Genomic DNA, 23,341 nt, shown 5'->3' with positions numbered 1-23,341 from the left:
CCAGGCCGAACGGGTGGCGGACAGGGGTGGGGTCGGCAGCCGCGTTTCACTACTGTTGGCCCATGACCGCGACCCCGTCCAGCCCGTCCGATCTCGCAGCCACCGCCAGCTCGGCCTACCAACAGGCCCTGCAGGTCATCGCCTCGGTCGAACCCCGCATCGCGGAGGCGACCCGGCAGGAGCTGGCCGACCAGCGCGGCTCGCTCAAGCTGATCGCGAGCGAGAACTACGCCTCGCCGGCCGTCCTGCTCACCATGGGCACCTGGTTCAGCGACAAGTACGCCGAGGGCACCATCGGCCACCGCTTCTACGCCGGCTGCCAGAACGTCGACACCGTCGAGGCGCTCGCGGCCGAGCACGCCCGCGAGCTGTTCGGCGCGCCGTACGCCTATGCGCAGCCGCACTCCGGCATCGACGCCAACCTGGTCGCTTACTGGTCGATCCTCGCCCACCGGATCGAGACGCCGGGGCTCGCGAAGCTCGGCGCCAAGAACGTCAACGAGCTCAGCGAGGCCGATTGGGAGTCGCTGCGCCACGAGTTCGGCAACCAGCGGCTGCTCGGCATGTCGCTCGACGCGGGCGGCCACCTCACGCACGGCTTCCGCCCCAACATCAGCGGCAAGATGTTCCACCAGCAGCAGTACGGCACCGACCCCGAGACCGGCCTGCTGGACTACGGCGCCGTCGCGGCGAAGGCCCGGGAGTTCAAGCCGCTCGTCCTCGTCGCCGGCTACTCCGCCTACCCGCGCCGGGTGAACTTCGCCAAGATGCGCGAGATCGCCGACGAGGTCGGCGCCACCCTCATGGTCGACATGGCCCACTTCGCCGGCCTGGTCGCGGGCAAGGTCTTCACCGGCGACGAGAACCCGGTGCCCTTCGCCCACATCACGACCACCACCACCCACAAGTCCCTGCGCGGCCCGCGCGGTGGTCTCGTCCTCGCCCAGGAGGAGTACGCCGCCGACGTCGACCGCGGCTGCCCGATGGTGCTTGGTGGGCCGCTCTCCCACGTGATGGCAGCGAAGGCCGTGGCGCTGGCCGAGGCGCGCCAGCCCGGCTTCCAGACCTACGCCCAGCAGATCGCCGACAACGCCCAGTCGCTGGCGTCCGGCTTCCTCTCCCGGGGCGCCAACCTCGTCACGGGCGGCACCGACAACCACATCGTGCTGCTCGACGTGTCGTCGTTCGGGCTCACCGGCCGGCAGGCCGAGTCGGCGCTCCTCGACGCGGGCGTGGTCACCAACCGCAACTCCGTGCCGCAGGACCCGAACGGCGCGTGGTACACCTCCGGCATCCGGCTCGGCACGCCGGCGCTGACCACGCGCGGCTTCGGCCACGACGAGTTCGACGGCGTCGCGGAGCTGATCGTGCACGTGCTCTCCAACACCCAGCCCGGCACGACCAAGGCGGGCGGCCCGTCGAAGGCGTCGTACGTGCTGGCCGACGGGGTGGCCGACAAGGTCAAGGACGCCTCGGCCGAGATGCTCGACAAGCACCCGCTCTACCCCGGTCTGGACCTCGCGTAGCGGCTGGAACGGCCTTCGACCCGGCCTGACGTGCTGACCCGCCCGGTCACCCCCCGCCGGGTGGGTCAGCTCCCGGTCGTCGGCAGGGTCGCGTCGAGCAGGTCGAGGCTGAAGCGCGCGATCTCCGCGCTGGTCGCGGCCTCCGCGCGCAGCTCAGGGGTCGGCTCGGACGCCAGGTGCTGCAGCGGCAGTGACGACAGGCCGGTGAAGATCATCAGCTGCAACGCGTGGGCCCGTCGGAGCAGCGATTCCTCCACCTCGACTCCCTCGTCGCGCAGGCCCCTCGCGTAGGCAGTCAGGCAGGACTCCTCGGTCCGCCAGAGCGCCGACGCGGGACGCCGGCCGATCTGGACGTCGCCCACGACCAGCTGGGACAGGTCGAAGCCGACCGGCTGGAGGTTCCAGAAGCCGTAGTCGATCAGCACGAAGCCGGCCGGCCCGGACCGCACGAGCAGGTTGTTGGGGCTCGCGTCCCCGTGGCTCGTCGTGTGGGGGAGCGCCCGGAGCTCCGCGACGTGGTCGGCGGCCAGGTCGGCAGCCCGCAGGAGTCGCTCGCGCAGCTGGTCGTCGTAGGCGCCCGAGACGAGGGGATGGGTCCACGTCTCGGGCGAGCGGAGGGCGGGCAGCACCTGGACCGCGAGCCGCCCGTTCAGGTAGACGGGCAGGGTCTCGGCGAACCAGCCGAGCTCTGCGAGCTCGCGGACCCGGGGGTTGCCGGCCAGCCGTCCGAGCAGGTACGCCGCCTGTCCGAACCGCTCGTCATCCCAGTCCGGACGCGAGGCCTCGACCTCCTCCAGCCACACGCTCGCGGACGACTCGTCGAGGTCGAAGACGCCGAGTGCACGCGGCATCGACAGCCCTTCGGGCAGCCGGTCGGCGAGGTCGGACCGGTAGACCAGGGGCTCGGTGCGCCACGGCACCGTCGCGGCCGCGAAGTCGCGGTGCTCGACAGGCACGCTCGCGAACAGCGGGGAGCGGCTCCAGCACTGCACGTGCTTGACGAAGAAGGAGTACGCCGCGATCCGGTCGCCGACCTCGGCGCGCCCGCGGACCCAGTACCGGCCGGCCGTCGTGATCGCGGGCAGGTCGTAGTCGACCTCCTCCGCGTTCGAGTCGAGGAGCGTGACCTCCGGCTCGTCGAGCAGGTCGGCCACCATGGCGCTCAGCTGCTCGTCGCTGACGTCGGCCGGTCCGAGGATGGCGCGGTCACCCATGGCGCTTCTCCACGGTGGGAAAGTGGCTTTACTGTTCCCTCGACAGTAAAGTTGCTTTATGACCTCCGTCAAGCCTGATTTCCGCGACGACGAGGTGCACGCTCCCTTGCTGATGGGCCTGCTGTTCCGCCAGGTCCACGGCGCCTTCGCCGCGGAGGACTGGGACGGCCTGCGGCAGTCCCACTTCCGGGTGCTCGCGGCCGTCCCCGAGCAGGGGATCAGCGTCACCGACCTGGGGCAGTGGGTCGGGATGACCAAGCAGGGCTGCGGCCAGTTCGTCGCGCAGCTGACCGGGACCGGCCACCTCGTGACGGAGCCGGACCCCGCCGACCGGAGGGTGCGGGTGGTGCGGCGCACGCCGTTGGGCGATCGCACCGTGGCCGCGGTGACCGAGCGCAACCTGCGCATCGAGGCGGAGTGGGCCGAGCGGGTGGGGGAGAAGCGCTACCGGACCTTCAGGCGGGTGCTCGAGGAGCTCGCCCTCGGTGACGACGGGTGACCGCTCAGCGCCACGCGTACTCCATCTCCGGGCGACCGCTGCCGCCGTACCTGGGACGCCGCTCGGCCTGGCCGGTCTCGGCGAGGTGCTCGAGGTAGCGCCGGGCGGTGACCCGGGAGGCCCCGACCGCCTCGGCCACCTCGGTCGCCGACATCGGGGCAGCCGCGTCCCGCAGCGCCGCGGTCACGTCGCGCAGCGTCTCCGGGCTCATCCCCTTGGGTGGGGCCGATCCGGATGCCGGACGCAGCGAGCCGAAGAGCTGGTCGACCTCGTCCTGGACCACCTCGTCCGGAGCGGCGGCCAGCCGGGCCCGGTAGGAGGCGTACTGCTCGAGCTTGGCGCGGAAGGTCGCGAAGGTGAACGGCTTGAGCAGGTAGAGCACCACCCCCGGGCCACGGCGTGCCGCACCACGTCGGCGTCGCGCGCAGAGGTCACCGCGATGACGTCGAACAGGTGTCCGGCTCCGCGCAGCCGCTGGAGCAGGCCGAGACCGTGGCCGTCCGGCAGGTGCATGTCGAGGAGGACGAGGTCGACGTGGCGGTCCTGGGACAGGAACCGGGCGGCCTCCGCCGCGGAGCGCGCGATCCCCGCCACCTCGAACCCCTCGATCCGAGCCGTGTACGCCGCGTGCGCCTCGGCCGCGAGCGCCTCGTCCTCCACGACGAGCACCCGCACGCTCACGACGGCTCCCGTCCGGCGGCGACCCGGGCCGGGCGCAGCGTGACCGCGAACTCCGCACCGCCCTGCTGGGAGACCCCGATGGCGACCTCGCCACCGTGCCGGCGCGCGACCTGGCCGACCAGGGCGAGACCGACCCCGCGGCCGCCGAGGTCGTCCGCGGAGGCCTTGGCGGTCCACCCGCGCTCCAGCACGTGGGCGCCTGGTCCGGGGGGAGGCCTGGGCCGCTGTCGCCGACGACGACCCGCACGGACCCCGCATCGCCCTCCAGGTGCACCGTCACCCGGCGGTCCGGCTGGGCGGTCACGGCGTCGAGGGCGTTGTCGACGAGGTTGCCGAGGACCGTGACCAGGTCCCGCGACGGCACGGTCTCGGCCAGGTCGGGCAGGTCGCCGCTGACCGTGAGCTCGATGCCGCGCTCGGCCGCCTCCGCGCTCTTGCCGAGCAGGAGCGCTGCGACCACGGGGTCGCCCACCTGGGCGACCATCCGGTCGGTGAGGTGCTGGGCCACCTGCAGCTCCTCGGTCGCGAAGGCCACCGCCTCGTCGGGGCGGCCCATCTCGATGAGGGAGACCACGGTGTGCAGGCGGTTGGCCGCCTCGTGGTTCTGGGACCGCAGTGACTCGGTCAGGCCACGGACCACGTCGAGCTCGCCGGTGACCGAGCGCAGCTCGGTGTGGTCCCGCAGGCTCACGACGGCGCCGACCTCGCGGCCCTGCCACGAGGCGGGCGCCGAGCTGACGACCAGGACGTGCTCGCCGGCGACGTAGATGTCGTCGGCCTCCGAGGTCCGGCCCAGGGCCGCGGTGACCAGCCCGGGCGGCAGCCCGAGGTCCGCGACCGGGCGGCCGAGGACGTCCTCGGGCAGCCCGAGCAGCCGCCGCGCCTCGTCGTTGACCAGCTGCACGCGGCCACGGTCGTCGATGAGCAGGAGACCCTCGCGCACCGCGTGCAGGACGGCGGAGTAGTACTCGTACATCCGTGTGATCTCCTGCTCGCCCATGCCGTGGGTGGCCCTCCGTAGCCGCCGCGCGACCAGCCAGGTGCCGGTGAGGCCGACGCCGAGCACCGCGAGCGCGGCCACGCCGATGAGCAGGACGTCCCCGCGCAGGCCGCGGTCGATCCGCTCGATGGTGATCCCGACCGAGACCAGCGCGACGACCTTCCCGGTGGTGTCGCGGACCGGCACGACGGCGCGCATCGACGGGCCCAGGGTGCCGGCGTACTCCTGCGTGAACGTGCCGCCCTGGGGCGCGTCGCCGACGTCGCCCACGAAGTGCTTGCCGATCTCGCTCGGGTCGGGTGGCTGTAGCGGATCAGGTGGAGGTTCATGACGGTGATGAAGTCGACCCCGGAGTCGTGCCGCACCCGCTCGGCCAGCGGCTGGATGGTCGCGCTCGGATCCGCCTTCCCCAGCGCGGCGACGAGCGTGGGGGAGTCCGCCAGGGTGTGCGCCACCGCCACGGCTCGCTCGGTCGCCGTGGTGCGCGCGTTGCGGCGGGCGTCGTACGCCGCCAGGCCGAGCGCGCTGACCACGAGCGCCACCACGACCAGGACCTGCAGCACCAGGATCTGCCGCGCGACCGAGGGCTCCCGCCTGCTCGTCCGCCCACGCATGGCCGCATTGTGCCGCACCCGGTGGATGTGACCGCGGTCGTGAACTCAACGACCACAACGGTGACGCCCGTCACAGCGGCCACCACGATGGCGGGACCAGCCGGGTGCCGCCCGGCGACACGTAGGCAAGGCCTGGAGGAACCGATGAGCGTCACCACCCCCGCCCCCCGGAGAGCAGCCGGAGGCACCCCGCCCCGCAACCGCACGCACTACCTGTACGCCGCCGTGCTCGTCGCGGTGGGCCTCGGCATCCTGGTCGGCCTGGTCGCCCCGGACCTCGCTGTCCAGCTCAAGCCGCTGGGCACGGCGTTCGTCGCGCTGATCAAGATGATGATCCAGCCGGTGATCTTCTGCACGATCGTGCTCGGCGTCGGGTCGGTGCGCAGCGCCGCCCGGGTCGGCAAGGTCGGTGGCCTCGCCCTGGCCTACTTCCTGGCGATGTCGACGGTCGCGCTGGCGATCGGCCTGGTGGTCGGCAACGTGCTGCACCCCGGCTCCGGCCTCCACCTGACCGACGAGGTCGCCAGCGCGGGCGCCGCCCAGGCCGAGGGCGCCGGCACGACGACGGACTTCCTGCTCGGGATCATCCCCACCTCGCTGTTCTCCGCACTCACCTCGGGTGAGGTCCTCGAGACCCTGCTCGTGGCCCTGCTGGTGGGCTTCGCGGTGCAGGCGATGGGGCGCACCGGCGAGCCGGTGCTCCGCGGCATCGAAAGCCTGCAGCGCGTGGTCTTCCGGGTGCTCTCGATGGTGATGTGGGCCGCGCCGGTGGGTGCGTTCGGCGCCATGGCGGCCGTCGTCGGCGAGACCGGGGTCGACGCGCTGAAGAGCCTGGCCGTGCTGATGATCGGCTTCTACGTCACCTGCGCGCTGTTCGTCTTCGTCGTGCTCGGCACCGTGCTGAAGGTCGTCACCGGCGTCAACGTGTTCAGCCTCTTCAAGTACCTCGGCCGCGAGTTCCTGCTGATCCTCTCGACCTCCTCCTCCGAGTCGGCGCTGCCGCGCCTGATCGCGAAGATGGAGCACGCCGGCGTCGACAAGCCGACCGTGGGCGTGGTCGTGCCGACCGGCTACTCGTTCAACCTCGACGGCACCGCGATCTACCTGACCATGGCCTCGCTCTTCATCGCCTCGGCGCTGGGCGACCCGCTGAGCATCGGCGAGCAGGTGTCGCTGCTGCTGTTCATGATGGTCGCCTCCAAGGGCGCCGCCGGCGTCACCGGTGCCGGCATGGCCACCCTCGCCGGGGGCCTCGCCTCGCACCGTCCCGAGCTGCTGGACGGGGTGGGCCTGATCGTCGGCATCGACCGCTTCATGTCCGAGGCACGGGCGCTGACCAACTTCGCCGGCAACTCGGTGGCCACGGTGGTCATCGCGCAGTGGACCGGGGGTCTCGACCGGGCCCGGCTGGACCGCGTGCTGGCCGGCGAGCTGCCGTTCGACGAGACCACGATGCTCGACGAGGTCGTCGAGCCCGCGCCCGCGGTCGAGCAGCCGCGGCCGGTGGGTCAGCACGTCTGACTCCCGTCCGCGACACCCGACCGGGCAGAGTCCCGCGCACCGGCAGGACCCCGGCACTCACCGAGAGTGCCGGGGTCCTGCCACGATGGAGGCATGGTCGTGGACCTGCGGTGGCATTCCGCGGACGAGGACGCCGACGCGTGCCTCGCCGCACACCTCCACGACCTGCTCGGAGTCGGCGAGGTGCGCAGCGGCCGACTGTGCCCGCGCTGCGGCTCGGACGTCCACGGACGCCCCTGGAGCAGGCACCGCGGTCGGGCCGTCGAGGTTTCGCTCTCCCGGGCCGGCGACCACCTGCTGACCGCGGTCGGCGACGGGGGACCGCTCGGCGTCGACGTCGAGTCCGTGGCGGCTGTCGCTCGTCACTGGGACCCCCGGCTGGTCCTGGCCGCCGGCGAGCGGGCGGACGGTCCCCGGGAGCGGGCCCTGGCCTGGGTCCGCAAGGAGGCGGTGGCCAAGGCGAGGGGTGTCGGCCTCGCGGAGCCCCTGGTCGATCAACGCCTCGCCGCCTTCGACGGCGCCGTGGTCGACGTCCCCGCCCCTGGCGGCTTCGTGGCCGCCTGGGCCGAGCTCAGGTCAGCCGAGCTCAGGGCAGCTCGGGAAGGTCCGTCTGGAACAGCCAGGCGTCGAACAACCCGGTGAGGGAGCGGCCGGTCTCCTGCTGGCAGTGGGCCACGAAGTCCTCGGTCGTCACCGAGCCGCCGGTGTTCTCCTTGACCCAGCTCTGCAGAAGGCCGAAGAACGCCTCGGAGCCGATCTCGGCCCGCAGCGCGTGCAGGGTCAGCGCGCCGCGCTTGTAGACCCGGTCGTCGAACATCAGCTCCGGTCCCGGATCGGCCAGGACCAGGTCCTCGTCCTTGTCGGCGAGCCGGTCGTAGTAGTGGCGCGCCCGCTCGTCGGCGGAGTCGTCACCGGACTCCTCGGACCAGAGCCACTCGGCGTAGCAGGCGAAGCCCTCGTGCAGCCAGATGTCCTGCCATCGGCGCAGCGTGACGGCGTTGCCGAACCACTGGTGCGCCAGCTCGTGGGCGACGAGGCGGACGGTGTCCCACGAGTCAGCGCAGAAGTTGCGCCCGAACGTCGACAGCGACTGCGACTCCAGCGGGATCTCGAGGTCGTCGTCGGTGATCACGGTCGTGTAGCACGCGAAGGGGTAGGGCCCGAAGACGCTCTCGAAGAAGCGCAGCATCTCCGGCTGGCGCCCGAAGGTCGCGTCGAACCCGTCTCCGGCGACGTCGGTCGGCGCGACGACCCGAAGCGGGACCGGGCCGTCCTGCTCGATGACGGCGTAGCGGCCGATCTGGCAGGTGGCGAGGTAGGTCGCCATCGGGGCGTCCTGCCGGTAGCGCCAGACGACCGAGGAGCCACGGGGGGTGGTGTCGACGGGCTCGCCGCTCATCGCGACGTGGTAGCCGGTCGGCGCGGACACGGTGAAGTCGTAGCTGGCCTTGTTGTCCGGTCGGTCGTTGCACGGGAACCACGTGGGGGCGCCGTGGGGCTGGGCGGCGACGATGACGCCGTCGGTGAGCTCCTCCCAGCCGGCGTCCCCGAGGGTCCTGGTCCTCAGCACCGACGGCTTGCCCGAGTACTTCACGCGGACGTCGAGCTCACCTCCGGCTCCGATCTGGTCGGCCAGCCAGATCGCCAGGGCGCCTCCGCGGTGCGTGTAGCGGGCGGGGGCCCTCCCGTTCACGGTCACCCGCGCCACTCGCAGGTCGTGGAGGTCGATCCGCATCCGTGTCAGGTCGTCGACGGCCCGGCACCGCAGAGTCGCCTCGGCGTCGAGGCGGTTGCCGTCGGGCTTGTAGTCGAGCCGCAGGTCGTAGTGGAGCACGTCGTACGACGCGTCGCCGTGACCCGGAACGTAGGGATCAGTGCCGGTCATGCTTCGTCCGCCTCCCAGGGCCCGATCGGGTTGCCGATCCACTGGGTGCGGCTCGGAACTCCCTCTCCGCGCATCACCAGTGAGACCGGTCCGACCGTAGCGTGACGCCCGATCGTGGCCGCGGGCAGGATGACGCTGTTGGGTCCGAGGGTCGCCCCGGCCTGCAGCACCACCCGGTCCATGGCGAGCACCCGGTCGTGGAAGAGATGCGTCTGGACCACGCAGCCGTGGTTCACGGTGCTGCCGTCGTGCAGCTCGACCAGGTCGGTCTCGGGAAGCCAGTAGGTGTCACACCAGACGCCGTGCCCGACCTTGGCACCGAGCATGCGCAGCCACACGTTCAGCGCGGCGGTGCCCTGGGTTACCGAGGCGAACCACCGTGCTGCGAGCACCTCCGTGAAGGTGTCCGCCAGCTCGTTGCGCCACACGAAGCCCGACCAGAGCGGGTGCTCCTCGGTGCGGTGGCGACCGACGAGCAGCCACTTCGCCACGACCGTGACGAGAGCCGCGGTCACGCCGCCGAGCAGCATCACCGGCCCGGCCAGCAGGACGGCGAGCAGCGGGCTCCGGATCAGCAGCCACAGGAGCAGTGCTCCGACGCCGACGTCGAGGAGCACCCCGAGCAGCATGGGGAGCAGGCGCCCGGTCTCGACGAGGCCGCGGTAGACCTGCAGCCGCCGCGGCGGGTCGTAGGTGCGGCTCGAGTCCCCCTCGTCGCTGCTGCGGCGCAGCTTCGTGGGCGGGCTGCCCATCCACGAGGACCCGGCCTTGACCTTGGCCCGACCCGGGACGGCCGAGAGGACGGCGACCAGCGCGGCCTTGGGCACCTTCCGGCCCGCGGCAGCCATGCCGGAGTTGCCGACGAAGGCCCGTTTCCCGATCTTCACGTGCTCCACCCGGATCTGCCCGCCCCCGAGCTCGTAGCAGCCCAGGAGCGTGTCGTCGGCGAGGAAGGCGTGGTCGTTGACCTGCGCGAACTTGGGGATGAGCAGGACCGTCGAGGCCTCCACGCCCTTCCCGATCCGGGCGCCGAGGAGCCGCAGCCAGATCGGCGTCAGCGCGCTCGAGTACAGCGGGAACAGCCAGGTCCGTGCCTCATCGAGGACGCGGAACGTACCCCAGATCCGGACCCCGACGCCGGACCTGACCGGGTGCGCCCCCGGGGTCATGCCCCAGGAGAGGACCCGCACCAGGGCGAGGACGAGCAGCGCCAGCACGGCGTACCCCACGAGCCCGGCCAGCGGCAGCCACGGAAGGGCCGAGCGGAGCGCGTCGCCGAGCGAGGAGGAGTCCTGCACCACCGGCACCAGCACCGCCGCCCCGGCCAGGAGGCCGGCGACCGGAAGCCCGGCGACGGTCAGCGAGACCAGGGCGTAGACGACCAGCCAGACCCGGCCCCGCGACGGGACCTGCTCGGGCCACGGCCCGCGCGCGTTGGCGGAGAGGCGCTCGGCGGGGGAGCCCGACCAGTACTCGTCGGACGGGACCTTGCCGAGCACCAGGGAGCCCGGCGCGACCTCCGCACGCTTGCCCACGACGGCGCCCGGGGCCAGCATGCTGCGGGCGCCGATCCGGGCCCGCTTGCCGATCCGGATCGCACCGACGTGGAAGACGTCCCCGTCGATCCAGTGGCCGCCGAGGTCGACCTCGGGCTCGACGGCCGCGCCGTCGCCGACCGTCAGGAGGCCGGTGACCGGGGGCAGCGTGTGGAGGTCGACGTCCTTCCCCAGGCGTGCGCCCAGGAGCCGGGCGTACTGGGGGAACCACGGTGCTCCGGCCAGCCCGGCGGCCGCCAGCTCGTCCTGGATGCGCGAGGCCAGCCACACCTGGAGGTGCACCCTGCCGCCACGGGGGTGGGCGCCCGGCTCGACCCCACGCAGCACGAGCCGGGCCAGCAGCGCGGCGAGAGTCATCCGGCCGGGAGGCACCAGGAAGAACCAGGTGGTCAGCACGAGCACGACGGGCGGGTACGACGGCAGCCAGGCCAGCCGGCCGGACAGCAGCGTGGAGACCAGCGCCAGCCACGCGAGCCACCGGGCCCCGGCGAGGGCCCGCAGCATGACCAGGGCGAGCAGCTGGACCGCCTGGCTCCGCGACGGGATGGGCAGGACCTTGCGGTCCGAGCGGACGACCGTGCCGCCGAGCTCGTCGAGGGCCGCGGCGAGCGAGGCGACCGTGGGGTTGGCGTAGAGGTCGCCCACGGCCACCTCCGGGAACCGCTCCCGCAGTCGGCTGACCACCTGCGCGGCCGTCAGCGAGCCTCCTCCGAAGTCGAAGAAGTCGTCCTTCGGCGACGTCACCTCGGCGCCGAGCACGTCGTTCCAGATCTCGGCGACCCAGGCCTGCGTCCCGCCCAGCCCGGCTCCGGGTCCGGTTCCGCCGGTGCCGCCCCGGGGCAGCGGCCAGGGGAGGGCGTCGCGGTCGACCTTGCCGGAGGTCCGCGTCGGCAGGCTGTCGACCACGGCCAGTCGCGGCACGAGCGAGGCCGGCATCCGGTGCCGGAGGACCTCCATCGCGGCGCCGGCGTCGTACCGCTCGTCGACGGTGAGGTAGCCGACCAGCAGCTTGTTGCCGGACTTGGTCGAGCGGACCGCCGCGGCCGCGGACCTCACCCCGGGCAGGCGCAGGAGCTGGTCGTCGATCTCGCCGAGCTCGATCCGCCGTCCGCCCAGCTTGACCTGGTCGTCGGCCCGGCCGGCGAAGACCAGTCCGGCGGGGTCGTTGCGGACCACGTCGCCGGAGCGGTAGGCCCGGTCCCACCCGAGGGCGGGCATGGGGGCGTACTTCTCGGCGTCCTTGGCCCGGTCGAGGTAGCGCGCCAGGCCGACGCCGCCGATGATCAGCTCTCCGGTCCCTCCCTCGGGGACCGGACGGCCCTCCGCGTCGACGACCGCGAGGTCCCAGCCGTCCAGCGGCAGCCCGATGCGCACCGGGTCGGTGCCGTCGAGGATCGTGCCGCAGGCGACCACCGTGGCCTCGGTCGGGCCGTACGTGTTCCAGACCTCCCGTCCCGGCGCCTGCAAGCGTGCGGCGAGCTCGGCGGGGCAGGCCTCGCCGCCCATGATCAGGAGCCGGACCTTCGCCAGGGACTTCGACGGCCACAACGCGACCAGGGTGGGCACCGTCGAGACGATCGTGATGTCGTTGGCCACCAGCCAGGGCCCGACGTCGACGCCCGAGCGGACCAGGGACCGGGGCGCGGGGACCAGGCACGCGCCGTACGCCCAGGCCAGCCACATCTCCTCGCAGCTCGCGTCGAAGGCGACGGAGAGGCCGGCCATCACCCGGTCGGTGGGGCCGATCGGGGGCGTCCCGGAGATACCACCGTGACTCGGCGTCGACGAACGCCGCGGCGTTGCGGTGCGTGACCGCGACGCCCTTGGGCTTCCCGGTGGAGCCCGAGGTGAAGATGACCCAGGCGTCGTCCGCCGGGGTCGGCGGGTCCGGGCGACGGCCAACGCGGCCACCGGTCCGCGAGCGGCCACCTCCTCCCGTTGCCGACCACCGCCGCCGCCGCCGACTCCTCGAAGACGACCCGGCCCGCTCGTCGGGGTCGTCCGCGTCCACCGGCACGTAGGCGGCGCCCGCGTGCAGGATGCCGAGGATCGCGACGTACAGGTCGGTGGTGCCCGACTTGATCCGCACCCCGACCTTGTCGCCCGACGACACCCCGACAGCGGCCAGCCGTTCGGCCAGCTCCTGTGCGGCCTCCTGCAGCTCGGCGTAGGTGAGCACCTCCACCCCGCTGTCGACGGCGAGCGCATCGGGGTGCGCTGCCGCCGTCGCAGCGAGAGATGTCGACGAGCGTGCGCGGGGCCGGTGCACGGCCGGAGGCGAGCAGCGAGGGCAGGACCTGCGGTTCGACCTGGCTCACGACGAGCAAGCCTCGCGTGTCCCGGTGAACGGCAGGTGTCGCTCGAGGCGGGGCTCAGACCTCCGGTGTCGCACGCTCCATGATGGCCCGGAGGTCGCCGCCGGCGAGCGTGCCGAACGTCCCGTCGTACTCCGTGCCCAGCGGGAGGCGCAGAAGACGTCCGCCACTCGGTCGGGGCGAAGCGGACCAGCAGCGACCCCTGGAGGCAGGCGGCCATCCGCCCGGCCAGGCGTCGGGCCGACCCCTCCAGCGTGGCAGCGTCGCCGAGCAGCGCGAGCGTCTCGTCGACCGCCCGGTCGAGGCGGGCGTCGCCGCCCCGGGCCAGGCCGACCTCGGTGATCCAGGCCGAGAGCACCTCGGGCTCGCGCGCAAGCGCCCGCAGCACGTCGAGGGCGTTGACGTTGCCGGACCCCTCCCACACGGAGTTCAGCGGGCCTCGCGGTAGAGGAGCGGCATCACCGACTCCTCGACGTAGCCGTTTCCGCCGAGGCACTCGAGCGCCTCGGCGACCATGAACGGGGTGCGCTTGCAGACCCAGAACTTGGCCAGCGGCAGCGCGATCCGGCGCAGCGCCGCCTCGTGCGGGTCGCCGGCGCGGTCGACCGCAGCAGCCAGCCGCATCGCGAGCGCGGTGGCGGCCTCGGTCTCGACGGCCAGGTCGGCCAGGACGTTCTGCATCAGCGGCTTGTCGGCGAGCCGGGAGCCGAACGCGGAGCGGTGGGCCGCGTGCCAGGTGGCCTCGTTCAGCGAGCGCCGCATCAGTGACGTGGAGCCGAGCACGCAGTCGAGCCGGGTCGCGGCGACCATCTCGATGATGGTCCGCACCCCCCGACCCTCGTCGCCGAGCCGGTGGGCGACGGTGCCGTCGAACTCCAGCTCCGACGAGGCGTTGGAGCGGTTGCCCAGCTTGCCCTTGAGGCGTACGACGTCGAGCCGGTTGCGCGACCCGTCCGCCAGCACCCGCGGCACCACGAAGCAGGTCACCCCACCGTGCCCCGAACCCTGCCCAGAGTCCTCTGCAGAGTCCGAGGGAGCCTGAGCCAGCACCAGGAAGACGTCGTTCATCGGCGCCGAGGTGAACCACTTGTGCCCGTGCAGGGTGTACTCGCCGTCGACGGACGTCGGGCGTGCCTGCGTGACGTTGGCGCGCACGTCCGAGCCGCCCTGCTTCTCGGTCATGCCCATGCCCGCGAGCGCGCCGCGCTTGGTCGAGGGCGTCCGCAGCCCGGGGTCGTACGTCGTCGACGCCAGCAGCGGCGTCCACTCCTTGGCCAGCGCGTCGTCGGCCCGCAGCGCCGGGACCGCGGCGTACGTCATCGAGATCGGGCACCCGTGCCCCGGCTCGGTGTGCGACCAGGCCATGAAACCGGCGGCGCGGCGCACGTGCGCGTGGGGCGACTCCGACTCCCAGGGCGCGGCCGCCAGGCCGTGCCCGACCGCGCGTTCCATCAGCCAGTGCCAGGACGGGTGGAAGCGGACCTCGTCGATCCGGTTGCCGTAGCGGTCGTAGGGCGTGAGCTGCGGGTGGTTCTCGTTGGCGAGGATGCCGTGCTCGCGCGCCTCGGCGGTGCCGGCCTCCTCGCCGAGCGGCGTCAGGTCCGCCACGACCTCCTCGGAACCGTGCCGCACGACGGCCTCGACCAGCGCGTGGTCGGCCGTGATGACGTTGTGCCCGACGAGCGGGGGAGCCTGGTTGGTGACGACCCGGATGTCGTCCGGAGTGTGGCGCGTCATGTGGCTACCGTAGGCCCATGGCCCAGCCGGAGATCCGCCCGTCCGCGGTTGCTCCGAGCCGGGCCGCCTGGCTGCAGAGCACCCGCGAGGTGGTCTGGCGCCTGATCGTCACCACGGTGAGCTCGTGCCTGCGGTACCGAGTGACCGGGCTGGCCGCCGAGGCGGCGTTCTTCGCGGTGCTCTCGGTGCCGCCGCTGATTTTCGCGATGGCCGGGGCGATCGGCTACGTCACGGACCACTTCACCGCCGCGCAGGTCGCCGACGTGCGGTCGGCGGTCATCGACCTCTCCGAGCGCGCCCTCACCCCGAGCGCGGTCAACCGGATCATCGTCCCGACCATCGACGACGTCCTCAAGGGTGGGCGCTTCGACGTCATCTCGCTGGGCTTCGTGCTCGCGCTGTGGTCGGGGTCGCGGGCGCTCAACGTCTTCGTCGACACCATCACGATCATGCACGGGCTCGGCGGGCACCGAGGGATCATCAAGACCCGCGCGCTCTCCTTCGCGCTCTACGTGCTCGCGATGATCACCGGGGTGCTGACGGTGCCGCTGGTGATCGCCGGGCCGTCGCTGGTGGGGGACTGGCTGCCCTCGCGGTTCGACTTCGTCATGCACTTCTACTGGCCCACGGTCGTCGTGGTGTGCATCTGCTTCCTGGCCACGCTCTACCACGTGTCCGTGCCGGTGCGGACCAGCTGGAGCTTCAACCTCCCGGGGGCCACGTTCTCGCTGGTGGTCTGGATCCTGGGGTCCTACCTGCTGCGCACCTTCCTGACGGCCACGGCCGCCGACTCCAGGTCGATCTACGGGCCGCTGTCGGCACCCATCGCCGTCCTGGTGTGGCTCTACCTGGTGGCCATCGCCGTGCTGATCGGGGCGGCCGTCAACGCGGCGTTCGACACCGTGTTCCCGCAGAAGACCACGACCCGGGCCCGGCTCGAGCTGGTGCAGCGGCTGCGGTCGATGGCGGTGTGGGACCGGCCGAGCTGACCGCCGGTGCGCTGCCCCGGCACCTCGGTCCACTAGATTCACCCCGTGCCAGACCAGCGCTCCGACTCCTCCGAGGGAACACCCCGCGGCAAGGTCGCCCTCCCGGACCGGTCCCGGTCACCGTGGTGGGAGCTGGGCCGTCGGCTGCTCCTCGCGCTGGCGATCCTCGTCGGCACGGTCCTCATCGTCTATCTCGACCGCACCGGTTACCGCGACGCCAACGACCCGGACGCCTACGGCGTGAACCTGGTCGACTCCATCTACTACACGACCGTGACCCTGAGCACGACCGGGTACGGCGACATCGCACCGGTCTCCGAGCGGGCCCGACTGGTCAACGCGTTCGTGATCACCCCCGCCCGCATCGCCTTCCTGGTGCTGCTGATCGGGACCACCCTCGAGGTCCTCGCCTCGCAGGGCCGCGAGATGATCCGGGTCAACCGGTGGAGGAAGAGCATGGGACAGCACATCGTGGTCGTCGGCTACGGCACCAAGGGCCGCAGCGCCGTGGAGACCCTGGTCAACAACGGGCTGGACCGCGAGGGCATCGTCGTGGTCGACCCCAGCTCCACCGCGCTGCAGGACGCGCACGCCGACGGCCTCGCGGTGGTGACCGGCGACGCCACCCGCCGCGAGGTGCTGCGGCGGGCCGGCGTCGGCACCGCCAACCAGGTCATCATCACCACCAACCGCGACGACTCCAACGTGCTCACCACGCTCACCGTGCGGCAGCTCAACCCGGACGCCTGGATCGTCGCCGCCGTCCGCGAGCAGGAGAACGTCGCGCTGATGCGCCAGTCGGGCGCCAACTCGGTGATCACGTCCTCCGACGCGGTGGGGCGTCTGCTCGGCCTCTCCACCCTCAGCCCGACCCTCGGGTCGGTGATGGAGGACCTGCTCACCTACGGCGAGGGCCTCGAGGTGGCCGAGAGGGACCTGCTGGTCTCCGAGGTCGGCCAGCAGCCGCAGACCCTGCCCGACCAGGTGATCGCCGTGGTGCGCGACGAGAAGGTCTACCGCTACTTCGACCCGGTGGTCACCCAGCTCGCGCGCGGTGACCGGCTGGTCGTCGTACGCCCCGCCAAGGAGCTGCCGTGGGCGCCGCGGCCCGGGACGCACGGCGAGGACCTCGCCATCGAGGACAGCTGAGGGGACCTTCACCCTTGTGGGTGTGGTCCCCGCGAGGGCCCTCGCAGCACGCTTGGTCAGGCTCGGCACGTCTCATCGTCCCTGGACCACGGGGGCACCAGGGGCGGTGAGACGCTGACGGGTCAGGCGGTGAGCTCGGGCTCCAGGGCCTCGACGGGCTGGGTCAGGGAGACGAGCCCCGTCAGGACGCACAGCCGCAGGAAGACCGGGCTGAACGAGACGACCTCCATCGTTCCCGCGCACGACTTCATCAGCTCGCGGGCGCGGACCAGCACGCCCAGCGCCGAGGCGTCCACGAACGTCACCCCCGAGGCATCGAGCCGCACCCGCCGGCAGCCGGTCCAGAGGGCCTGGCTGATCGCCCGGCTGACCTGCCGGGCGGTGAAGATGTCGAGCTCACCGTCCATGGACAGGTGGACATCGGGCGGGGTGACGGTCGAGCGGAGGGCGAACTGCATGGAGCCTGGATTCCCGAGGCGGCCCGTGGTGCCGGGTGGCCGGCCTCTGGTTGATGCTTCAGCGTCGAGTGGAGGCGCCTTGGCTGGCGGGACACGGAGAACTCTCGGCTGAGTTCGACGGTACGCGCCTCGGGACCGGTTGGGCGAATGCTGCGGGTAAAGATCCGGACACGAGGTGGACCTCAGGCGTCGACGAGGTGGGCTGGACCAGTGGCCAGCAATCGCGCGCCGCGCTGGAAGCGGCGCCGACGCTCGCTATCCTTGAGGCAGAACCGCTGGTGACCCGAGACACCAGCGGTTCGCTCCATTTCCGGGCAGAGGCGCTGGCGGGGACCATCCTTGAGGAAACCTTGAAGGAAAATCGAGGCTCTCTTCGGACTGGCCGGTCTAGTGTTCTACTCGAACCGCCGGTGACCCGAGACGCCGGCGGTTCATCTATATTTCGGCATTGCCCGGATTTCACCCATCTGGGGGATTACTCAGCCGCGCCTGTGCTCGTTGAACCCCCGACTGCTCGATCAGCTCCCTCCATCGTCCAGCCGGAAAGCGAGCCTCCTGTGACGACCCCCCAAGATCCTGACCCTGCACCCGCCCCTGGGCGACAGCACCCTCGACAGGATCCTCACCTCCCTCGAAGGTGCCCTCCTCGCCCAGGGCGCGTCCCGGATCTGGGTCGAGTCCGAGTGCTACCCCGATCTGACCGTCATGGCCACGATGCCCGAGCTGGTGCTCGAGGACGAAGGGATCACCGAGCAGGCCTGCTGACCCGGGCGCGACCGGCGCTCACCCGGTCGGTGGCCCGTCCGGTGCCGCGAGCTCCGGCTTCTCGAGACCGCCCTGTGCGGCCATCGCTCCACCCTCCTCGGCGCGTCCGCGGAGGACGACGGCGATGCCCACGGCGAGCGCCGCGCCCAGCAGCGGCCCCGCGACGTACACCCAGTAGTGGGAGAAGTCGCCCAGGACCAGGTCGGGTCCGAAGGACCGGGCCGGGTTCATCGACGCGCCGCTGATGGGGCTCGACCAGAGCCCCGCGAGCACGATGTAGGCGCCGACCCCGAGCGCGGACAGCGGGCCGAGGTTCTGGGCCTTGGACGCGGTCCCGAGGATCACGCTGAAGAGACCCAGGGTCAGGATCGCCTCCATGGAGAACGCCTGCAGGTCCGAGATCCCTGCTCCCGGCTCGGTGGCCCCGAGCGAGCCGACCTCGCCGAAGGCCACCCGCAGGAACACCACGGCCAGCGTGGCGCCGACCAGCTCGGCGAGGATGTAACCGGGAACTCGTCGCCACGGGAAGTCACCGCGGACGGCGAAGCCGAGGGTGACGGCGGGATTGAGGTGGGCCCCGCTCACCGCCCCCATGAACAGGATGATGGCCATCACCATCAGGCCCGGAGCCGTCACGGCGGTGGCTCGGGAGATCTGGCCGCCGCTCACGGCGTTCACGACGCCGCCGCCGGCGCCGACGAGCACCAGGAAGAAGGTGCCGAGGACCTCGGCGAAGAGGCGGCGCCACTCCAGGCGCGGGTTGTCGAAGTTCTTCCGGGCCACCTCGAGCTCGGAGAGTCCCCGCCCGAGCAGGCGCAGCTCCGCCATCAGCCCCGCGTTCTCAGTCGTCGTCGTCATGGCACCTGTCCTCCGACGGGTCCGCCGCCCGTCCTGACCATGGTCGGCAGCGGGCGCCCTGATGGCCTCCCCCCGACTGGATGAACCGTGAAGCCGGCTGGTCACGGCCACTACGATCGAGTCCATGCCCGCACGGTCCGCCTCAGCGCATGCCGGCGCCGGCCCGGTGAGCGTCGGGTGGGCGCGCAAGATGCTGCGCTACACCGGCGGGTCGGTCGTGGCCACCGTGTGCAGCGAGGTCACGTTCGTGGCGCTCTACGGGCCCCTGGGGGTGGACCCGGCCCGGGCGTCGGTGGTGGCCTGGCTGGCCGGTGCGATCCCGAACTACTGGCTCAACCGCAGCTGGACGTGGCGTCGCCGGGGGCGCCCGAGCCTGCGCAACGAGGTCATCCCCTACGTGCTGATCATCGGGCTGACCCTGCTGCTGGCAACCGTGGTGACCCACGTGCTCGACGCACGGCTCCGTGGTGCGGACACGTCGTCGAGCGTCCGGGTCACCCTCGTGGCGACGGCGTTCTTCGCGGTGTACGCCGTGATGTTCGTGCTGAGGTACTTCCTGCTCGACCGCCTCTTCGGGCGGTTGGCCCGGCTCGAGGCCGAATCCCCACCACCCGCCCCGACCGACGCAGCGCCCCCGCTCGTTGAGTTGGGCAGAAATCAGTCGTCACCTGGGCCGAATTCAGGGAATCCGGCCCCACTCGACGGTGAATCCGGCCCAACTCAACATGTGGATCGGGCGTCGAGGGCCCGCCCCGCGGAAGGGTCACGATGACCGATGAACGGACGACTCCCGGAGAGGGAGCCTTCAGCCAGGCCACGGGACGCAGCCTCGAGGACTCGTCCGGTGCCGACCAGCGCCGGTACCGCGCGTTCCAGCTGGAGATGATCCGGCCCCACTGTGGCCCTTCCGTGCTGGAGGTGGGCGCCGGGCTGGGGGAGTTCGCGGCGCAGTTCCACGGGCTGCGCCGACACGTCGTGACCGACGTCGACCCCGGCTGCGTCGCCTCGATGGCCGCGCGGTTCGCGGACCGGCCCGAGGTGTCGTCCCGGCAGCTCGACCTGACCGGCGGCGCGATCGACATCGGCGAGCCCGTGTCGACGATCGTCGCGATCAACGTGCTCGAGCACATCGAGGACGACGCCGGCGCGCTCCGGGCGCTCGCGTCCATGGTCGAGCCGGGCGGCCGCATCGTGCTGTGGGTGCCCGGCTACCAGCAGCTGTACGGCGAGTTCGACCGCGCGGTCGGCCACGTGCGCCGCTACACGCCGGCCACGCTGACGTCGGCGTTCGTCCGTGCGGGGCTCGCCCCTGACGTGGTGCGTCCGGTGAACCTGCTCGGCGGCATCGCCTGGTGGCTGACCGTGCGCCGTGGCGGCGTCGGCCAGCCGCGACCGGGGCTGGTGCGCACCTACGACCGGTTCGTGGTCCCCGTGACGAGGTTCGTCGAGCGCCGGGTCACGCCGCCCTTCGGTCAGTCGGTGCTCGGCGTCGGGGTCGTCCCCGGCTGACGGGCGCCCCGCAGGCGGGTCCAGCCCAGGGCGGCGGCCACCGGGACCAGCAGGATCGCGGGCAGCTGGTAGCGCCAGGTGAACTCCGCCGTGACGTCCGGCAGCAGGATGAGCCCGAGCCCGATCGCCAGGGTCAGGAAGATCAGCGGCCGGCTCGAGGAAGTCCCGTTGGGGGTACGCCGCACGAACCCGGCGACGGCGAGGAGCGCCAGCGCGAGCAGCACCGGCCCGGGCAGGTAGACGCGTTGCCCGTAGGTGTCGAACCAGTCGGCCAGGGGATGTCGGGAGACCGGCATCTCGCCGCCGTGGGTGGCGTACGCCGGCCGGGTCCAGTCGGGAGTCGGCTGGTAGTCGACGTAGTGGTGGAAGGACCACTTGTACGCCGTGTCGTACTCGTACCGGTCCACGCGGGACGGGCCGAACGCCATCGCGAAGTCGCGCGCCACGATCTGCGCGTAGTCGAGCGGCTGGGACCGGATCGCCCGCATGGCGAAGTCCCGCATCGCTGCCTCGTCGCTGACCCCGGGCGGCGGACGGAGGGCATGGGTCGTGGTCGGGTCGTGCCAGCCGTAGAACGTCGGGTCCTGACGCCGGCCCACCGGGTCGTCGGGGCAGAGGGTGCGCTCGTAGGACGGCACCGAGAGCGTCGCGCAGTCCACGAACCCGGTGGTGCGCATGTAGAGCGCCCGGCCTCCGGTCTGGGTGATCGCCCAGGCGCCGTGCTCGTGGTGGTACCACGAGGCGTAGGCCGTCAGGGGCGCGGCGAAGGCGACCACGAGCACCAGGACCTGCAGGAGACGAGCCCGTAGCGTGGCCGTGACGACCAGGACGAACACGGCCGCCGCGACGACCGTGGGCTCGCCCGTGACCCGGACCAGGGTGGCGCAACCGAGCAGGAGCCCGGCGGCGGCGGTCCAGGCCGGCCGCGGTGGCCGGTGCCACGCCAGGGCGGCGATCCCGAGGACGAGGAGGAGGTCGAAGAGCACGTCGCTGAGCACCGAGTGCTCCAGCACGAGCTGCATCTCGTCGAGGAGCGCGGGCAGCGTGGCCAGGGTGGCGACCCAGGGCCGGACACCCCAGCGGCGCATCAGGGCGTAAAGGACGACGGCGGTGAGCAGGCCCAGGACGTGCTGGGTGATCGCCACGGCGTCGACACCCCGGGTGACGACCGCGAGGAGCCACAGCAGTGCCCCGTAGCCGAAGGGCCGGTCGGGTGAGGGGTCGACCGCGTCGACGAAGCCGAGGTAGGTCGGCCCGTCGCTGTAGATGAAGGCCGGCGGGAAGGCCACCTGAACGAGGATGCGGACCAGGACGCCCACGCCCAGGGCGACCAGGAACGGGCGCTCCGTGCGCCACGACCAGGGCAGCCGACGGACCCGTGCCACCTCGGCCCTCGGGGTGGGCGCGACCACGTCAGGGCTGTCGCGCAGCATGTCCGCGGTCTCCTCCCAGGGCAGCGGCGCCCTCGGGGGCCGGCGTGAGGCAGCCCTCGCGCCACCACGTGCCGACGACGACGCGGGCGTAGCGGGCTCCGTAGACCAGGTTGCGTCCCTTCTTCGAGGCGCCCGCCGCCCGCACGTGCATCGTCGCGGGGACCTCCACGACCTCGAACCCGTGGGAGAGCACCCCGAGGAGCAGCTCCGAGGACTGGTACTGGGGCTGGTTCAGCGTCACGGCGGCTGGGACCTCCGCGCGCATCGCCCGCAGCCCGAAGGACGTGTCGGTCAGCCGGCGACCGGCGAACGCGCTGGCGATCCAGGCGAAGACGTGCACGCCGAGCCGGCGCACCCGGTCGTGGGTGTGCTGCCTACCGAGGATGCGCGAGCCGGTCACGAAGTCAGCCCGCCCCTCGAGGATCGGGGTGAGCACCGCCGGGAGGTCGCCGACGTCGTACTGGCCGTCGGCGTCAGTGGTGATGACGTAGCGGGCGCCGTGCGCGAGCGCCAGCTGGTAGCCCAGCCGCAGGGCCGCCCCCTGGCCGCGGTTGACCGGGCAGGTGACCACGAACGCCCGTGAGCCCTCGACCGCAGCGGCCGTGCCGTCGGTGCTGCCGTCGTCGACGACCAGGACGTGGGCGGCCAGGCCGCACACCGTCCGGGGCATCCCGGCCAGGACGCCGGGCAGCCCGTCCGCCTCGTTGTAGGCCGCGATGACGATCGTGACCGCGGCGAGCGAGGGGCGGTCGTAGCGTTCCGTGAAGTCGGTGGCGGCGGCCAGGTCGGCCTGGTCGCGCTGCGCCCGGAGCGCGTCGTGACCCCGGCGGCCACGCAGCAACGCCGTCAGGCCGAGGGCGCCGGCAAGCGGCCACCAGCAGATGACGGCCAGGGCATCGGCCCAGGTCGCCGAAATGCGTGCCAGCAGGCCGAGAGCCACCAGGAGCGGCAGTGCGACGACCAGGGCGCTCACCACCCGCATGCGAGACGCCCGCGCCCTCGCCAGCCCGATCGCGGCACCCACCGCCAGCGCGGCTCCGGCCACGAGCAGCAGGCCCGGCACGGTCAGCACCAGGAGGTCCCGGACCGTCCCCGCCGGGGCACCCACGCGCGCGGCGGGGGAGGGGAGGCGGCCGAGCGGGTCAGCGAAGGCCAGCAGCACGGCCGCGCCGATCGCGCAGAGACCCGCGACCACGAGGTGCACGGGGGCAGGACGCGCGCGCCAGCAGAGGGCGACGAGCGTGGCCGAGACGAGCAGGCTGACCAGGGGCGCGGCGCCCACGACCTGCTCCCCGGCCAGCACCCTGCCGTCGAGCAGCGCCGGCGCGGCGGCGGCCGCCCCCAACCACCGCCAGACGCCCCAGCGCACCGCCACGGCGTACACGCCGCAGGCGGCGAGCAACCCGGCGAGGTGCTGCAGGTCGACGACCACGTCGGCAGCGGACGTGCCGGCATCGGGCCGTTCGAGGACCGGCTGCAGGGAGACGGCCATCGCGAGCCGGACGACGATCCCGGCGGACAGCAGCACCGCGAAGAGGGCGTGCTCCCGCAGCCCGAGGCCCACGGGTTCGCGCCGCCGCACGGCGACCGGCGTCACGGCCACGCCGGCGTCGTGCTCGACCTCGTCCATCG

18 protein-coding genes and 2 pseudogenes are annotated in these 23,341 nt (G+C 72.4%); 8 read left to right on the top strand and 12 right to left on the bottom strand.

Going from position 1 to position 23,341, the window contains the following annotated elements:
* The first annotated feature begins 62 nt into the window (after window positions 1-62).
* Window positions 63-1,526, top strand: coding sequence for a glycine hydroxymethyltransferase (locus tag H0S67_RS13695; protein WP_180933501.1), 1,464 nt, complete (start codon window positions 63-65; stop codon window positions 1,524-1,526).
* Between the two features lie 65 nt (window positions 1,527-1,591).
* Here H0S67_RS13695 and H0S67_RS13690 read toward each other — a convergent pair whose 3' ends face one another.
* A complete protein-coding gene (locus tag H0S67_RS13690) occupies window positions 1,592-2,740 on the bottom strand; it encodes a phosphotransferase (protein ID WP_180933500.1) in 1,149 nt (382 codons plus the stop codon).
* 58 nt (window positions 2,741-2,798) lie between these two features.
* Here H0S67_RS13690 and H0S67_RS13685 point away from each other — a divergent pair, with 58 nt between their 5' ends.
* Window positions 2,799-3,239, top strand: a complete 441-nt coding sequence (locus H0S67_RS13685; protein ID WP_180933499.1) for a MarR family winged helix-turn-helix transcriptional regulator — start codon at window positions 2,799-2,801, stop codon at window positions 3,237-3,239.
* Between the two features lie 4 nt (window positions 3,240-3,243).
* Here the strand turns inward: H0S67_RS13685 and H0S67_RS25375 are convergent, their stop codons facing one another.
* The 3 genes and pseudogenes from H0S67_RS25375 to H0S67_RS27400 all read right to left on the bottom strand — a co-directional run.
* Window positions 3,244-3,393: a helix-turn-helix domain-containing protein gene (locus H0S67_RS25375; protein WP_246355383.1), complete on the bottom strand. Its 150-nt coding sequence runs from the start codon at window positions 3,391-3,393 to the stop codon at window positions 3,244-3,246.
* Window positions 3,394-3,446: 53 nt separating this feature from the next.
* On the bottom strand, window positions 3,447-4,178 hold the full coding sequence (locus H0S67_RS25370) for a response regulator (protein WP_246355382.1): 732 nt from the start codon (window positions 4,176-4,178) through the stop codon (window positions 3,447-3,449).
* Window positions 4,174-5,375, bottom strand: a pseudogene (locus tag H0S67_RS27400) (PAS domain-containing protein); the annotation flags it as partial. The pseudogene H0S67_RS27400 and the gene H0S67_RS25370, both read right to left, overlap by 5 nt.
* Window positions 5,376-5,678: 303 nt before the next feature.
* Between H0S67_RS27400 and H0S67_RS13670 the strand changes: the two are divergent.
* Together H0S67_RS13670 and H0S67_RS13665 are read left to right on the top strand one after the other, a co-directional pair.
* On the top strand, window positions 5,679-7,055 hold the full coding sequence (locus H0S67_RS13670) for a cation:dicarboxylate symporter family transporter (RefSeq protein ID WP_180933498.1): 1,377 nt from the start codon (window positions 5,679-5,681) through the stop codon (window positions 7,053-7,055).
* 93 nt (window positions 7,056-7,148) lie between these two features.
* Entirely contained in the window at window positions 7,149-7,697 is a 549-nt protein-coding gene (locus tag H0S67_RS13665; protein ID WP_180933497.1) for a 4'-phosphopantetheinyl transferase family protein, read from the top strand.
* On the opposite strand, the gene H0S67_RS13660 is transcribed toward H0S67_RS13665, so the two are convergent.
* From H0S67_RS13660 to H0S67_RS13650, 4 genes and pseudogenes are all read right to left on the bottom strand, one after another.
* Window positions 7,642-8,940: a M1 family metallopeptidase gene (locus H0S67_RS13660; RefSeq protein WP_180933496.1), complete on the bottom strand. Its 1,299-nt coding sequence runs from the start codon at window positions 8,938-8,940 to the stop codon at window positions 7,642-7,644. The two genes, H0S67_RS13665 and H0S67_RS13660, sit on opposite strands and share 56 nt — an antisense overlap.
* Window positions 8,937-12,221: a Pls/PosA family non-ribosomal peptide synthetase gene (locus H0S67_RS13655; RefSeq protein ID WP_281368854.1), complete on the bottom strand. Its 3,285-nt coding sequence runs from the start codon at window positions 12,219-12,221 to the stop codon at window positions 8,937-8,939. The genes H0S67_RS13660 and H0S67_RS13655 overlap by 4 nt, the downstream gene beginning before the upstream one ends.
* 106 nt (window positions 12,222-12,327) lie before the next feature.
* Window positions 12,328-12,675 (bottom strand): annotated as a pseudogene (locus H0S67_RS26755) (AMP-binding protein); the annotation flags it as partial.
* Window positions 12,676-13,240: 565 nt separating this feature from the next.
* On the bottom strand, window positions 13,241-14,548 hold the full coding sequence (locus tag H0S67_RS13650) for an acyl-CoA dehydrogenase family protein (protein WP_343050082.1): 1,308 nt from the start codon (window positions 14,546-14,548) through the stop codon (window positions 13,241-13,243).
* Between the two features lie 17 nt (window positions 14,549-14,565).
* On the opposite strand from H0S67_RS13650, the gene H0S67_RS13645 reads away from it, so the two are divergent.
* Both H0S67_RS13645 and H0S67_RS13640 read left to right on the top strand, forming a co-directional pair.
* Window positions 14,566-15,537, top strand: coding sequence for a YihY/virulence factor BrkB family protein (locus H0S67_RS13645; RefSeq protein ID WP_180933495.1), 972 nt, complete (start codon window positions 14,566-14,568; stop codon window positions 15,535-15,537).
* Window positions 15,538-15,582: 45 nt separating this feature from the next.
* The gene (locus H0S67_RS13640) at window positions 15,583-16,686 is read left to right on the top strand and encodes a potassium channel family protein (protein ID WP_180933494.1); all 1,104 of its coding nucleotides are present in this window, start codon (window positions 15,583-15,585) and stop codon (window positions 16,684-16,686) included.
* A 122-nt stretch (window positions 16,687-16,808) separates the two neighbouring features.
* Here H0S67_RS13640 and H0S67_RS13635 read toward each other — a convergent pair whose 3' ends face one another.
* Together H0S67_RS13635 and H0S67_RS13630 are read right to left on the bottom strand one after the other, a co-directional pair.
* Window positions 16,809-17,144, bottom strand: a complete 336-nt coding sequence (locus H0S67_RS13635; protein WP_180933493.1) for an STAS domain-containing protein — start codon at window positions 17,142-17,144, stop codon at window positions 16,809-16,811.
* Window positions 17,145-17,927: 783 nt separating this feature from the next.
* The gene (locus H0S67_RS13630) at window positions 17,928-18,767 is read right to left on the bottom strand and encodes an MIP/aquaporin family protein (protein WP_219635265.1); all 840 of its coding nucleotides are present in this window, start codon (window positions 18,765-18,767) and stop codon (window positions 17,928-17,930) included.
* Between the two features lie 124 nt (window positions 18,768-18,891).
* Between H0S67_RS13630 and H0S67_RS13625 the strand changes: the two genes are divergently transcribed.
* Both H0S67_RS13625 and H0S67_RS13620 read left to right on the top strand, forming a co-directional pair.
* On the top strand, window positions 18,892-19,539 hold the full coding sequence (locus tag H0S67_RS13625) for a GtrA family protein (RefSeq protein ID WP_180933492.1): 648 nt from the start codon (window positions 18,892-18,894) through the stop codon (window positions 19,537-19,539).
* The gene (locus H0S67_RS13620; RefSeq protein ID WP_180933491.1) at window positions 19,536-20,276 is read left to right on the top strand and encodes a class I SAM-dependent methyltransferase; all 741 of its coding nucleotides are present in this window, start codon (window positions 19,536-19,538) and stop codon (window positions 20,274-20,276) included. Before H0S67_RS13625 ends, H0S67_RS13620 begins: the two co-directional genes overlap by 4 nt.
* Here the strand turns inward: H0S67_RS13620 and H0S67_RS13615 are convergent.
* Window positions 20,240-21,709 (bottom strand): phospholipid carrier-dependent glycosyltransferase, encoded by a 1,470-nt coding sequence (locus H0S67_RS13615; RefSeq protein ID WP_180933490.1) that lies wholly within the window; start codon window positions 21,707-21,709, stop codon window positions 20,240-20,242. The genes H0S67_RS13620 and H0S67_RS13615 overlap by 37 nt on opposite strands.
* Window positions 21,690-23,339 (bottom strand): glycosyltransferase family 2 protein, encoded by a 1,650-nt coding sequence (locus H0S67_RS13610; protein ID WP_180933489.1) that lies wholly within the window; start codon window positions 23,337-23,339, stop codon window positions 21,690-21,692. Before H0S67_RS13610 ends, H0S67_RS13615 begins: the two co-directional genes overlap by 20 nt.
* Window positions 23,340-23,341: the final 2 nt, after the last annotated feature.

The organism is Nocardioides ungokensis, from assembly GCF_013466985.1.
Taxonomy (GTDB): Bacteria; Actinomycetota; Actinomycetes; order Propionibacteriales; family Nocardioidaceae; genus Nocardioides; species Nocardioides ungokensis.
Note: the sequence above shows the minus strand (reverse complement) of the source record. Positions and strands in the feature narration are given on the sequence as shown.